General features: G+C 71.4%; 11 protein-coding genes. 4 read left to right on the top strand and 7 right to left on the bottom strand.

The window, feature by feature from the left end:
* Positions 1-44 precede the first annotated feature (44 nt).
* From ACT01A_RS11640 to ACT01A_RS11615, 6 genes are all read right to left on the bottom strand, one after another.
* Positions 45-731, bottom strand: coding sequence for a response regulator transcription factor (locus ACT01A_RS11640; protein WP_445152422.1), 687 nt, complete (start codon positions 729-731; stop codon positions 45-47).
* Positions 728-1,795 carry a sensor histidine kinase gene (locus ACT01A_RS11635; RefSeq protein WP_445152421.1) on the bottom strand — a complete coding sequence of 356 codons (1,068 nt, stop codon included), beginning with the start codon at positions 1,793-1,795 and terminating at the stop codon, positions 728-730. Before ACT01A_RS11635 ends, ACT01A_RS11640 begins: the two co-directional genes overlap by 4 nt.
* 340 nt (positions 1,796-2,135) lie before the next feature.
* Entirely contained in the window at positions 2,136-4,325 is a 2,190-nt protein-coding gene (locus ACT01A_RS11630; protein WP_445152420.1) for an MMPL family transporter, read from the bottom strand.
* Between the two features lie 120 nt (positions 4,326-4,445).
* Positions 4,446-4,943 carry a TetR/AcrR family transcriptional regulator gene (locus tag ACT01A_RS11625; protein ID WP_445152419.1) on the bottom strand — a complete coding sequence of 166 codons (498 nt, stop codon included), beginning with the start codon at positions 4,941-4,943 and terminating at the stop codon, positions 4,446-4,448.
* A gap of 42 nt (positions 4,944-4,985) precedes the next feature.
* A complete protein-coding gene (locus ACT01A_RS11620; protein WP_445152418.1) occupies positions 4,986-5,312 on the bottom strand; it encodes a DMT family transporter in 327 nt (108 codons plus the stop codon).
* 30 nt (positions 5,313-5,342) lie between these two features.
* Positions 5,343-6,368 carry a diguanylate cyclase domain-containing protein gene (locus tag ACT01A_RS11615; RefSeq protein ID WP_445152417.1) on the bottom strand — a complete coding sequence of 342 codons (1,026 nt, stop codon included), beginning with the start codon at positions 6,366-6,368 and terminating at the stop codon, positions 5,343-5,345.
* A gap of 17 nt (positions 6,369-6,385) precedes the next feature.
* On the opposite strand from ACT01A_RS11615, the gene ACT01A_RS11610 reads away from it, so the two are divergent.
* The 3 genes from ACT01A_RS11610 (at position 6,386) to ACT01A_RS11600 (ending at position 11,110) form a co-directional block, all read left to right on the top strand.
* On the top strand, positions 6,386-8,251 hold the full coding sequence (locus ACT01A_RS11610) for an FUSC family protein (RefSeq protein ID WP_445152416.1): 1,866 nt from the start codon (positions 6,386-6,388) through the stop codon (positions 8,249-8,251).
* Positions 8,252-8,315: 64 nt separating this feature from the next.
* Positions 8,316-9,032: a hypothetical protein gene (locus ACT01A_RS11605; protein WP_445152415.1), complete on the top strand. Its 717-nt coding sequence runs from the start codon at positions 8,316-8,318 to the stop codon at positions 9,030-9,032.
* 8 nt (positions 9,033-9,040) lie between these two features.
* Positions 9,041-11,110 carry an MMPL family transporter gene (locus tag ACT01A_RS11600; RefSeq protein WP_445152414.1) on the top strand — a complete coding sequence of 690 codons (2,070 nt, stop codon included), beginning with the start codon at positions 9,041-9,043 and terminating at the stop codon, positions 11,108-11,110.
* Here the strand turns inward: ACT01A_RS11600 and ACT01A_RS11595 are convergent.
* Positions 11,059-11,592 (bottom strand): 2,4'-dihydroxyacetophenone dioxygenase family protein, encoded by a 534-nt coding sequence (locus tag ACT01A_RS11595; protein WP_445152413.1) that lies wholly within the window; start codon positions 11,590-11,592, stop codon positions 11,059-11,061. The two genes, ACT01A_RS11600 and ACT01A_RS11595, sit on opposite strands and share 52 nt — an antisense overlap.
* Before the next feature lie 54 nt (positions 11,593-11,646).
* Here ACT01A_RS11595 and ACT01A_RS11590 point away from each other — a divergent pair, with 54 nt between their 5' ends.
* Positions 11,647-12,696 (top strand): ABC transporter permease, encoded by a 1,050-nt coding sequence (locus ACT01A_RS11590; protein WP_445152412.1) that lies wholly within the window; start codon positions 11,647-11,649, stop codon positions 12,694-12,696.
* Positions 12,697-12,723 lie beyond the last annotated feature (27 nt).

The raw sequence follows: 12,723 nt of genomic DNA, 5'->3' as shown, positions 1-12,723 counted from the left end.
GTCGCGCGAGCACGCTCTTTTGTGACCACCGCTGAGGACAACGCCTAGTCCAGGACGCCGAGGCGCTGCGCGCGGACGATCGCGTCGGCGCGGTTGCGGGCGCCGAGCTTGCGGAACATGGAGCTGGCGTGCTCCTTGACCGTGTTGGGGGAGAGCTGCAGCTCGGCGGCGATCTCGGCGTTGGTGAGACCGGCCGCGACGAGGTGTAGGACTTCGCGCTCGCGCGCGGTGAGGCGCTGGTGCGACGCGCGGCCCGGACTGCGATCAGCGGCGCCGAGGCGGCCGCCGACGCCGCCGCCCGACCCGGCACCAGCGCGCGTGGACGCGTCGAAGACGTCCTCGCCGGCGCCGATGCGGCGGATCGCCTCGACGATCTCGGCGGCCGAGCGGTCCTTGGTGACGAAGCCGGCGGCGCCGGCGGCGCGCGCGGCAGTCGCCGAGATCCGGCCGGCGCCGGAGATCAGCAAGATCCGCGTCGACGGATGCGCGGCGCGGACGCGCTGGGCGATGTCGGTGCCGGCCTCGTCGCCGACGAAGAGGTCGACGAGCGCGACGTGCGGGGAGTAGCGGCGGGCGCGGTCCTCGGCCTCGTCGCCGGTGGTCGCCGGGACGCAGCGCTCGACCCAGTCCTGCTGGACGAGCACCAGGCGCATGCCCCAGTGGACGATGTCGTGGTCGTCGACGACCAAGACACACAACTTGCGCGGGGGGACGACGACCTGGGCGCTCATGGGGTGGGGGCGGGGATCGGCAGCATCAGGCGGACGTGCCACTGATCGGGCGGGGTGCGGCCGAAGTCGACGGCGGCGCCGAACTCGAGCGCCTCGAAGGCGGCGAGGCGCAGGCCGACGCCCGCGCCGGCGGGCGCGCCGGGGCCGACACCGTCGTTGACGACGGCGATCGCGACCGCGTCGCCGTCGCGCTCGACGGAGACCGCGATCGTCGTGGGCCGCGCGTGCTTGCGCGCGTTGCGAACCGCCTCGCAGACCACGGTCTGGGCGAGCGGCTCCAGCGCGTGGGGGACCTCGGCGTCAGACGGCCAGCAGACCGTGAGGTTGACGTCGGCGTGCTCCTCGCAGAGGCGGGCGAGCTCCTCGCGCAGGGTCGTCTCGACCTCGCGGGTCGCGCGCGACACCGGCCGCTGGATGGCGGTGCGCAGCTCCTCGGTGGCGGCTTGTAGCTCGTCGGCGCAGCGCTCGCGCTGGGGCGCCGTCAGCTCGCCGGGAGCGCCGAGCGCGAGCGTGACGCCGAACAGGCGCTGCACGACGCGCTCGTGCACGTCGCGCGCGAGGTCGAGGCGGTCGCCGAGGTGGCGTGCGCGCTCCTGCTGGCGGGTCGCGGCGCGGGCGGAGGCGGCCAGGGCGCAGACCTTGCCGAGCGTCCACAGCCCTTCCCGCTCGGCGGCGCTGAGCGGCGTGACGTCGCCGTCGTCGCCGCGCTCGCCGACGACCACGCCGTAGTGCCGGCCGCCGGCCGACATCGGGATGCAGGTCAGGTCGGCGGCGTCGTCGCAGACGACCACGTCGTCCTGGAGCGCGCGCCGCGCCGGGCCGAGGACGCGCGCGGGCGTCGACCGCACGGAGTCCAGGTCGACGCCGTGGGTGCCAACCGCCGTCAGCCGCCGCCGCACGTCGTCGGTGAGGAAGACGACCGCGCGTCGGGTCGAGCCCAGGCGGCAGACGGTCTCCGCGAGCCGGTCATAGAACGCGGCGTCCGGCGACGCGATCTCGTCCTCGCCCAGCATCGAGACCAGCAGGTGCAACGCGGCGAGCGGCGAGGTCGCGGATGAAGGCATATAAGAAGGGTCAACGGGCCGGGCGCCAGGGGAAGCGCCCGGCCCGCTGGGAGAAGGACCAGCTCGCGTACGCTCGGTCTCTAGCTCTGCGTCAGCGGCCGTCCGCTCCCTGTCCCGAGAGAGCGGTACGACTGGTCGACCCCAAGAATGCCTCATCGAAACGGCAACGTACAGTCCAAACACACTCGTGACCACCCAATCTGGTGGATCGTGTCCGGACATCCCACGTTTGCCTCATCGCCGAATGAGGAACTTCAGTGGTTCCATTCAGGAACACTCCTGTTCCACTTCCGCTCCGGCGGTCGCGACTCCGTGGTCGCGACCGCCAGTCGGAAGGGCGCTACGCGTTCTCAGCCGCGGGCTGAGAAGGCGGCGGCGGGGTGTGCGTCGTCGAGGCTTCGCCTTCGACGTTGAGGCGCGGGATGAAGCGGTCCAGCCAGGCCGGGAGCCACCAGTTGCGCTCGCCGACGGCAAGCATGAGGCCGGGGACCAGGACGGATCTCACGATCAGCGCGTCGAGGAAGACGGCGGAGGCGAGGCCGATGCCGAAGAGCTTGATCACGCGCTCGCCGCCGAGGACGAAGGCGCCGAAGACCAGGACCATGATCGCCGCGGCGGCGGTGATCGTGCGGCCGGTCGCGGCGAGGCCGTGCTTGATGGCCTCGCGGTTGTCACCGCGCTTGTGCCACTCCTCGTAGATGCGGCTGACGAGGAAGACCTCGTAGTCCATCGACAACCCGAAGAGGATCGCGAAGACCATCACGGGGAGGAACGCCTCGATGGGGCCGGTCGAGCTCACGCCGATCAGCTCGGCGCCCCAGCCCTTCTGGAAGACCGCCACGACGACGCCGAAGGCGGCGACAACGCTCAGCAGGTTCATGAGCGCGGCCATCGCCGGGATCAGCAGCGATCGGAACACGGCCATCAACAACAGGAAGGACAACAACACGACGACGCCGATGAACAGCGGCAGCTTGTCGGCCAGCACCTTGGAGAAGTCGATGCCGATCGCGGTGTTGCCGCCGACCAGCGCGTTGATCTGCCCGTTTTCGGCCGGTGGCACGACGTCGTCGCGCAGCTTCTTGACGAGGTCGTTGGTCTCCTCCGACTGCGGTGAGGCCGACGGGTAGACCTGGGCCAGCAGGATGTTCTCGCCGACCGTCACCGGCTTGGTCGTCGCTACGACGCCGTCGGTCTTGCCGACCGCGTCGACGACGCGCTGGAAGGCGGCCTTGCCCTCGTCGCCGCTCTTGTTCTCGGCGACGAGCTGCAGCGGCCCGTTGAAGCCCGGGCCGAAGCCCTCGGCCAGCAGGTCATAGGCCTTGCGGGTCGTCGTGTCGGCTGGGTCGTTGCCCGCGTCCGAGTTGCCCAACCGCATGTCCAACGCCGGCGAGGCCAACAACAACATGACGATCGCCGCCGCCGCGGCCAGCACGACCGGGCGCTTCTCGAGGATCGAGGACCAGCGGCCCCACAGCGGCGATTCGTCGCTCGTCGCCAGGTTGCCGGAGGCGACCGCCTTGCGCTGCTTGCCCGTCAGCACGCGCTTGCCGAACAGCGCCAGGAACGCCGGCAGCAGCGTGAGCGCTGCGAAGACCGTGAAGGCCACGACGATCGAAGACGCCAGCGCCACGCCGTACAAGAACGAGACGCCCAGGGCGAACATCCCCAACAACGCGATGCAGACCGTGATGCCGGCGAACAGCACCGCGCGACCGGAGGTGTCGATCGCGTTGACCGCGGCTTCCTCGGGCGTCGCCCCGCGCAGGATCTCCTGCCGGTAGCGCGTCACGATGAACAGCGCGTAGTCCACGCCGACGCCCAACCCGATCAGCAACGACAGCTGCGAGCTGAACGAGGCCATCGTGATCGCGTTGGACAGCAGCCCCGTCACCGAGATGCCGACGCCCAGCGCGAACGCCGCGGTCAGCAGCGGCAGGATCGCCGCCAGGAACGACCCGAACACGATCAATAGCACGACGAACGCCGCGGCGAAGCCGATCAGCAGCCCGCTGTCGCCCTCCTGGCGCGCCTGCTGGATCGCCTGGCCACCCAGCTCCACTTGCAGCTGGTCGCTGTTGTACGCCTGCGCGCCGGTGATCAGGTGCTTGGCCGCGTCGAGCGGCAGGCTGACGATGTCGTCGTCCATCGTGACGTTGGCGAACGCGATTCGCCCGTCCTTGGAGATCTGGCCTTCGTTGCCGGCCTTGAACGGCGAGTCCACCGACGCGACGTGCGGCAGCGTGGAGACCTTCTTGAGCATCTCCTCGACGCGCGCCTTGTGCGTGGCGTCGGTGATCTGCCCGTCCTTGGCGGCGAGGACGATCTGCTCCTGGTCGCCCGACGCCTTGGGCGCGGACTTCTGGAGCAGGTTGATGGCGTCGAAAGAATCGGTGCCCGACAGCTTGAACTCGTCGCGGTAATCGGTGCCGACGCCGCCGGCGAGGCCGCCGATGACGATCGCGCCGAGGACCCAGCCGATCAGGACCAGCCAGCGGTGGCGGAAGCACGTGCGTGCAAGGGTGCGCATGGGGAGTTGAGGCTCCTGGAGGTTGCGGGGAGGGAGCGTGACCACCGTCTCTTCGAGCGGTGGCCGTCCGGAACCATAGACGGAGCGGGACCCGGAGACTCATCTGCCGAGGTCGAAAAGTCAGCGCGTCAGCTCGCGCATGCGCGCGAGGACACGCTCGCGCAGCTCGCCTTCGGGCGCTCCGAGTCCCAACAACTCGCAGAACCACAGGCCCTCGGAGGCGAGCCGGACGACCGTCGCGTCGACCTCGTCGATCCCGTCAGCCGCGATCCGTCCCTGCCATCCCGCGTACCGCGCGCGGACCTGCTCCAGGCGCTCGGGGTGCAGCGCGAGCACCGCGATGATCCCGCTGTCGATCTCGCGCGTCGCCGGATCCTCGCCGTCCTTGGCCATCACGTCGGCGTAGGCGCGTGTCCAGCCGCCGGGCTCGCCGTCGTTGGCGGCCTCGATCTGGGACTCCGACGACGCCTCCCAGCGGTCGACGACCGCGTCCAGGAGCTGGTCCTTGGACTTGAAGTGGTAGAGCAGGCCGCCCTTGGAGACGCCCGCCTCAGCGGCGACCGCGTCGAGCGTCAGCTTCGACGGGTCGCGCAGGAGCAGACGCGCCGCGGCGTCCAAGAGGTGTTCGCGGGTATCCCCGCCCCCGCGGCCACGGGGCACTTAGTGGGCCCCGCCCGCGGCGGACAGGCCGGCGACGCCGGCGACGATGACCATCAGGCTGGCGAGCTTCATGGCGTTCATGGTCTCACCGAACGCCACGACGCCGCCGATGGCGACGAGGGCGGTGCCCAGGCCGGACCAGATCGCGTAGGTCAATCCGACGGGGATGTGCTTGAGCGCGAGCGCCATCAGCCAGAACGAGAGCCCGTAGCCGACGACGACCAGCGCCGCCGGCCCGGGTTTCGTGAACCCGTCGGAGGCGCGCAGTGAAAGGGTGGCGACGACCTCGGTGATGATCGCCAGGAAGAGGAGAGCGAAAGCGGGCATGGAGGTAACTATACCGTCTGGACGGTACAGTTACGATCGCGGTGTCCGCGGACGAGCCTCCTTGCACGTGCGCTTGACCTCGTACATCGCCGCGTCCGCCCGCGCGATCAGCGAGTCCGCGTCGTCCGCGTCGGTCGCCAGCGCGCTGCCGAGGCTGATGTGCGGTGTGATCTCCAGCCCGAGGATCGACGCGGGCTGCGAGACCGACGCCTCCGCGCGGGCCACGATCGGCGCCAGGTTCGGCGGCGCGTGGAGGTCAGGGCAGACGATCACGAACTCGTCGCCCGCGTAACGCGCCACCGTGTCGGTCTCCCGCGACGCGAGCGCCAGCCGCCGCGCGACGATCCGCAGCAGCTCGTCGCCCGCCGCGTGCCCGTGCGTGTCGTTGATGGCCTTGAACCCGTTGAGATCGCCGAACAGGACGCCGACGTCGCGCCCGCTGCGCCGCCGCTGGCCGAGCGCGAGCGTCAGCCGGTCGTGCAGGAGCACGCGGTTGGCCAGCCCGGTCAGCCCGTCGCGGACCGCCATCCGGCGCAGCTCGTCGTTGGCGTCTGACAGCGCGCGGGTCGTCGCGCGCAGGTCCAGGTGGGCGGCCGTCTGGCGCGCGAGCACCCGCAGCGCCCCGCGCTGGTCGTCGGTGAAGTCGCGCACGACGTTGTCGGCGACGCAGACCGTCCCGAGCGCGTGGCCCTCGGAGGTCACGATCGGCGCGCCCGCGTAGAAGCGCACGTCGGCGTCGCCGGTGACCATCGGGTTGTCGGCCCACTCCGGGTCGGCGTGCGTGTCGGGGACGACGAACAGCTCGTCGGGCTCGAGGATCGCCCGCGCGCAGAAGGAGACCTCGCGCGGCGCCTCGCTGGACTCCAGCCCGATCAGCGCCTTGCCCCATTGGCGGTCGGCGTCGACGAAGTTGATGATGGCCATCGGCGTGCGGCAGATGGCGGCCGCGAGCGTGACGACGTCGTCGTAGAGCGCCTCGGCGGGCGTGTCGAGGATCTCCAGGCCGCGCAGCGCGGCGAGGCGCGCGGGCTCGTTCGGGGGCAGGGAGACCGTCACGGGTACGGTCCACAAGGATGTCCCCCGGAGCCTTGCGCGAAACGGTCGTGCGCGTGGCCGCCGACGCCTGGGGATTCCGGGCGCGATCGGTCCGCGCGACCGCGTGCGTGCTGCTCCCGCTCGGCGTGCTCTGCGCGATCGGCGAGCCGCAGGCGGGCGCGACCGCGGCTCAAGGCGCGTTCGCCGGCTTCTACGCGTTCGACGCGCCGTACCGCCGGCGCGCCCGGGTCGTCGCGGCGCTCGGGCTGGCGCTCGCGGTCGCAATGCTGCTCGGGACGCTCGTCGCGCCGCACGAGGTGCTGGCGGTCGGGGTGGGCGCGGTGTTCGCGGCGGCGGCTGCCGCGACGTGCCTGATCCTGCGCGTCGGGCCGCCGCGCGAGTACTTCATCGTCTTCACGTTCCTGATCGGCGCCGCGCTGCCGCAAGACGTCGGCGCCGCGCCGGAACGTGCCGGGCTCGTGCTGCTCGGGGCCCTCGCCGCGTGGCTGATCTCGATGGCCGGGACGCTGCGCGATGCGCGCGCGCCGGAGCGCAGCGCGGTCGACGGCGCGCTGCGCGCGGTCGCGCGGCTGCTGGACGCGGTCGGCCGCCCCGGCGCGCCCGCCGCACGCCATCGCGCGGTGCTCGCCGTCCAGCGCGCGCAGGACGCGGTAGCCGCGGCGGGCGGGACGCGAACCTCCGGAGGCGCCGAGCTGCTGCGTCGCGCGGACGGCGCCGAGGCGCTGCTGGAGGCGGCGCTGGCGTTGTTGGTGGAGAGCTCGCCGCCCCTGGATCCCGCCTGGGGCCGCGCAGTGGACGCGCTGGCCGAGGGCGCGTGGAGCGCGCCGGTGATCCCGCGCTCGCTGCCGGCGGTCCCGGCGGCGGCGCGCCTCGATGCGGCGCTGCGCGCGGCGGGCAGCGCGCGCTGGCTGGACCATGGCCCTCCGGCCGACACCCTCGACGTCCCCCGCTGGCGCGCCGCGCTCGCCGACCTCACCGATCCGCGCTCGCCCGCGCCGGCTGCCGCGCTGCGCCTCGGCGTCGCGATGGCGGTCGCCGGCGCCGCGGGCTACCTGTTGCGCGCCGAGCACCCGACCTGGATCCCGCTGAGCGCCGCCGCCGTGCTACAGGGGACGAACGTCGCGCTGCTGCGCCAGCGTGCGGTGCACCGCGCGCTCGGGACCGCGATCGGCGTCGTGCTCGCCGCCGCGGTGCTGTCCTTCGATCCGGGCCTCGCCGGCCTCGTGATCCTCGTCGCCGTCTTCCAGGCGCTGACCGAGTCGTTGGTGTTGGTCGTCTACGGTGCGGCGGTCGTGTGCATTACGACGCTCGCGCTGCTGCTGCTGGAGATCGCGGGCGTCGGCTCGGTCGATGGCCTGCTCGACGCGCGCCTGGTCGACACCGCGCTGGGCTGCGCGATCGGCGTCGCTGCGGGGCTGGCGATCTGGCCGCGGCGCTCGCGTGTCCGGCTGGCCGGCGTGCAGGCGCAGGCGATCCGGGCGACGGCCGCCGCGGTGCGTGCGACGTTCGCGGGCCAGGGCGACCGACGGGCGGCGCGCCGCGACGTCCATGTTGCCGTCGTCGCGCTGGATGCCGCGCAGCGCGATGCGACCGGCGACGCGCTCGCCGCCTCGGCGCGTACCGACCTCGGTTGGCCGGTCACGTACGCGATCGAGCAGCTCGCTTTGGTCGCGTTGGCGCTCCCTCGGGCGGGAACACCCGACCGTCCGGCGCCGTCGCACCAGGATGCTGAATATCTTGACGCACTCTTGCTGAGCATCGCGGAACAGGTAGAGGTCGGCGACGTTCGTGGCCCGGTCGGCCCGCCGCCGCCGCTGCCCGCCTGGCCGCGCACCCGGCGCGCGGTCGTCGCGCTCTGCGACGCCCTGGCGATCGGCGCTTGAGCATTCCGAGTCCAGATACAGTTCCGTTTGTCATGACCTTGTCAACGGCGTAGCGTCGCTCACCATGTCCACCAAGAGGAGATGGGCCGCCGCGGTAGTTACCGCGGCCGCTGCGGGCACGATCTCGGCGGTCGCTATGGGTCAGAGCGACGATATTCGGATCACGGTCACCGCCAAGGTCACGCCCAACAAGGCCGGCACGCCGGCGCACCCGCAAGGCGTCAAGGTCGACGTCAAGGGCAAGATCTACACCCCGCCGGACCAGGATCCGCCGACCGTCGAGGCGGTCGACATCTGGTTCCCGAAGGGTGGTCTCTACAACGGGGGCAAATGGCCCACGTGCAGTCAGGCGAAGCTGGCCCGGGGCGGTCCGGACGCTTGCCCGAAGACGTCGATCATGGGTCGCGGCTACGCGCTCGCCGACGCCGACGGCGTCGCTGCCAAGGCGACGGTCACGATCGTCAACGGTGGGTCGCGCGCCGTGTTCGCCTACGTGACGCTCAACCGCCCGGCCCGCGTGCGCGAAGCTCTGCGGGTGCCGATCACCAAGCTGGGCTCGGGGCCGTGGTCCTACAAGGCGCACGTCGACATCCCGCGGACGCTGCAGATCGTGGCGGGGATCCCGCTGCGCGTCCAGTCGTTCCGGGGCAGCGGCGGGCGTGGCGACTGGATCGCGACGACCAGTTGCCCGAGCAGCCACCGCTGGAAGTACCACGTCGAGACGAGCTACGCGACGGGCCAGGTCGTCAAGACCGACGGCTCGGTCGCCTGTCGGAGCTGACCTGAGTGTTGCGCGCGCTGCACGCCGGAGTCGCCCGCCATCGCTGGTGGGTGCTCGGGATCTGGGTCGCATTGGTCGCGGCCGCGGTCCCGTTCGCCCTCCAGCAGTCCGACCGGTTGACCGGCGGCGGCTTTGCCGTCCCGGGGTCGGATTCCGAGCGGGTGGAGACGGCCGTGCAGCGCGGCGTTCCGGTCAACTTCCGGCCGCCGTCGCTGGCCGCAGTGGTCCGCGCGCCGTCGGGGACGTTGTCGCAGCGCGACGTCCGCGCCGCGGTGACCGCGCTGGACCGCGCGGTCGCCCGCGTGCGTCACGTCTCGCTTGACCCCACCATCAAGGAGGCAGCGCTCTTCGCCGCCCAGGACCGGCCGCGCGAGCCGGTGGTGATCCCGTTGACGATCGACGTCGACCAGTACCACGCGCCGGACGTCGTGAAGGTGTTGCGCAAGGACTTGGGGCTCAACGACGAGCGCAAGTACGGTGGCGTGCAGCTGCACCTGGTCGGCGCCAGCGCGCTGTGGGCGGGCATGGTCGACCTGACCAAGGACGACCTGGCGGGTGCCGAACGCGTCGGCTTCCCGATCGTCGCGCTGATCCTGCTCGCGGTGTTCGCGTCGCTGGCCGCGGCCGTGCTGCCGCTGCTGATCGGCGGCGTGTCGGTGCTGGTCACCGCGGCGCTGATCGCGATCCTCGCCAAGCACTACACGATGACCTTCTACGTCCCCAACATGGCCTCGATGATCGGCCTGGGGGTGGCGGTCGACTACTCGCTGTTTGTCGTCGTGCGGTTCCGCGAGGAGCTGCGCGAGGGGGCCGACCGAGCCACGGCACGCGCCACGGCGATGGCGACGTCTGGGACCGCGGTGCTGTTCAGCGGCCTGGCGGTGGTCGTCGCGCTGGCCGGGCTGCTGCTGGTCCCGACACCGGCGATCCGCTCGATGGCCGTGGGGGCCATGTTGGTGGTGTTGGTCGCGATGGTCGCCTGCGCGACGCTGCTGCCGGCCTTGCTGGTGACCGTCGGCCGCTGGATCGGGCCGGGGAAGCCCGACCCCGGGATGTTCCAGCGCTGGAGCGAGCGTGTGGTGCGGCGGCCGGCGCTGGCCGCCGTCGCGGCCTTGGCGGTGCTGCTGGCGCTGGCCGCGCCGGCGCTGGGGCTGCGCACCGGCGAGGGCGCGCTGCGGCAGTTCCCGGAGGGCCATGAGACGCGCGTCGGCTTTGAGTCGGTGCGCGGACTGCGCGGCGCGGGCGACGCGACGCCGCTGCGGATCCTCGTCAAGCCCAAGGACATGGACAAGTCGGTCAAGATCCTGCGCGCCGATCCGGCCGTTAAGCGGACCGGCATGCGCACGATCACCGACGACAAGAAGTGGATCTTCGGCGTCGTGCGCCTGAAGTACGACGCGGACACGCCGCAGGCCAAGGCGGCAGTGCTCCGGCTGCGCCGGACGCTCCCGGCCGGCTCGCTGGTCGGCGGCGACACCGCGGCGCAGATCGACTTCGACCACGCGATCACCTCGTCGCTCTGGAAGGTCATCGTCTGGATCCTGGTCGCGACCTTCCTGTTGTTGGTGGTGATGCTGCGCGCGATCCCGCTGGCGATCTCGGCGATCTTCGCCAACCTGCTGAGCGTCGGCGCGTCGCTCGGCGTCCTGAGCGCGGCGATGACGTGGGGCACCGGCGGGACGGGCTACGTTGACACCGTGGTGATCCCGATCGTGATCGCGGTGGTCTTCGGGTTGTCGATGGACTACGAGGTCTTCCTGCTCAGCCGAATCCACGAACGCCACGGCGTGGGCGCGTCGACACGCGACGCGGTCCTGGAAGGCATCGCGGCGTCCGGCCGGACGATCACGGGTGCGGCGTTGGTGATGGTCGCCGTCTTTGCCTGCTTCGCCGCCACCGGCGTCCCGGTCATCCGCGAGATCGGCCTCGGCGCCGGCGTGGCGATCGCCGTCGACGCGACCCTCGTTCGCCTCGTCCTCGTCCCGGCGCTGATCGTGCTGATGGGCGACCGCGCCTGGTGGGCGCCTCAGCGGAAGAGGGCCTCGACGCTCGCCGCGCCCAGCCCGACGCGCTCGTAGTGCTCCTTGCACATCGCGATGTAGTGGTGGACGTCGAAGAAGTCCTCTGACCCGCCGTTCTCGTCGAGCCAGATGAGCGGGCCGGTGACGATGAAGATCGCGCGCATCGGGTCTTCGTGCTCGTAGGCGACGAGCGTGTGGCCCTCGCCGGGTGACTCGTAGACGAAGTCGCCGGAGGTCGCGGTCCAGTCGTGCTCCAAGTACCCCCACTTGCCGGAGATGGTGTAGGCGAGCACCTCGTGCGGGTGGTAGTGGCGGTTGACGAGGCCGGCGGACTTGGCCATCAGGATGTCGCACCAGCGATTGGTCGCCGGTGAGATCCAGAGCGGGCGGCTGCTGACGGTCTCGCTGAACGGGACGTAGTAGCGGTCGTCGTCGATCGGCGCGTCGGCGATGTAGACCTCCGGCGGCGCGTCGGGCTGGAAGACGCGTGCGATCGGCTTGAGGTCGCGCCAGAACTCGGACTTCGGGGTGTCGGGCATGCAAAGCATCCTAAACATTTGACAGTTACGGGTCGCCTCGGCTACGTTCGGTCGATGGAGGAGAACACCGCGGGGCAGCAGCCCGCGATCTCGCGCGGGGGAGGGGCAGCGCCGCCCGGCGCGCCCTTGCGCGACCTCGGCAAGCGCGCGCTCGCGGTCGAGTCCAACAGCGTGCTGGTCGCGACGATCGCGCTGATCCTGTTCATCGGGATCATGCACCCGGACTTCCTCACCTGGTCGCAGCTGAAGGAGGTCATCCAGAACTCCGTCTACGTCGGGATCATCGCGGCGGGGATGGCGTTCCTGATCTCGATGCGCGAGATCGACCTGTCGGTCGGCTCGATCTTCGGCCTCTCGATCGTCTGCTCGGCGCTGCTGATGCAGCACGGCTGGAACCCGTGGCTGGCCGGCCTGGCGGGCGTCGTGCTCGCGGGTGGGATGGGCCTGGTCAACGCGACCGCGGTGCAGTTCATCGCGATCCCGGCGATCGTCGCCACGCTGGCGACGCTGTCGATCTTCCGCGGCCTGGCCCAGGCGCTGAGCGATGGTCAGCAGGTCACCGGCCTGCCCGCCGACAACGCGTTCTTCACGTTCTTGGGCGGCGACAAGCTCGGGCTGCCGGTCAGCGTGTGGGTCCTGATCTTGGTGGTGATCGTGCTCACCGCGGTCCTGCGGCTCACGCCCTACGGCTACCGCGTGCGCGCAATCGGCTCCAACCCGGAGGCCGCGACGTTCAGCGGCATCTCGATCCCGCGCACGCGCGTGCAGACGCTCGTGCTCGTCGGGGTGCTCAGCGGGATCGCCGGCATGCTCGGCCTTGCGTTCTTCATCTCGGGCGACCCGAACATCGGCTCAGGCTTCGAGTTGCAGGCAATCGCCGCGGCGGTCATCGGCGGGACGCCGCTGCGCGGCGGCAGCGCGACCGTCGTCGGCGCCGTGCTCGGGGCGATCCTGCTGAGCGCGGTCAACAGCGGCTTGGCGTACTTCGACGTGCCGGTCAACTGGTCCAACTTCGCCACGGGCGCCGTGATCTTGACCGCGGTGGCCCTCGACAGCCTCATCCGCGGGCGGCGCCGGTACCGCCGTCAGGCGCTCGACGGATGAGCGACACCGATCAACACGAAGCAGGAG

This window comes from Baekduia sp. Peel2402, from assembly GCF_052567285.1.
This window is presented reverse-complemented; position numbering and strand designations above follow the sequence as displayed.

Bases quoted from the DNA above. Each gene is read 5' to 3' on its own strand.
- ACT01A_RS11635 (WP_445152421.1), bottom strand. From the start codon at position 1,795: ATGCCTTCATCCGCGACCTCGCCGCTCGCCGCGTTGCACCTGCTGGTC.
- ACT01A_RS11620 (WP_445152418.1), bottom strand. From the start codon at position 5,312: ATGCCCGCTTTCGCTCTCCTCTTCCTGGCGATCATCACCGAGGTCGTC.
- ACT01A_RS11640 (WP_445152422.1), bottom strand. From the start codon at position 731: ATGAGCGCCCAGGTCGTCGTCCCCCCGCGCAAGTTGTGTGTCTTGGTC.
- ACT01A_RS11590 (WP_445152412.1), top strand. From the start codon at position 11,647: ATGGAGGAGAACACCGCGGGGCAGCAGCCCGCGATCTCGCGCGGGGGA.
- ACT01A_RS11605 (WP_445152415.1), top strand. From the start codon at position 8,316: ATGTCCACCAAGAGGAGATGGGCCGCCGCGGTAGTTACCGCGGCCGCT.
- ACT01A_RS11595 (WP_445152413.1), bottom strand. From the start codon at position 11,592: ATGCCCGACACCCCGAAGTCCGAGTTCTGGCGCGACCTCAAGCCGATC.
- ACT01A_RS11630 (WP_445152420.1), bottom strand. From the start codon at position 4,325: ATGCGCACCCTTGCACGCACGTGCTTCCGCCACCGCTGGCTGGTCCTG.
- ACT01A_RS11610 (WP_445152416.1), top strand. From the start codon at position 6,386: ATGTCCCCCGGAGCCTTGCGCGAAACGGTCGTGCGCGTGGCCGCCGAC.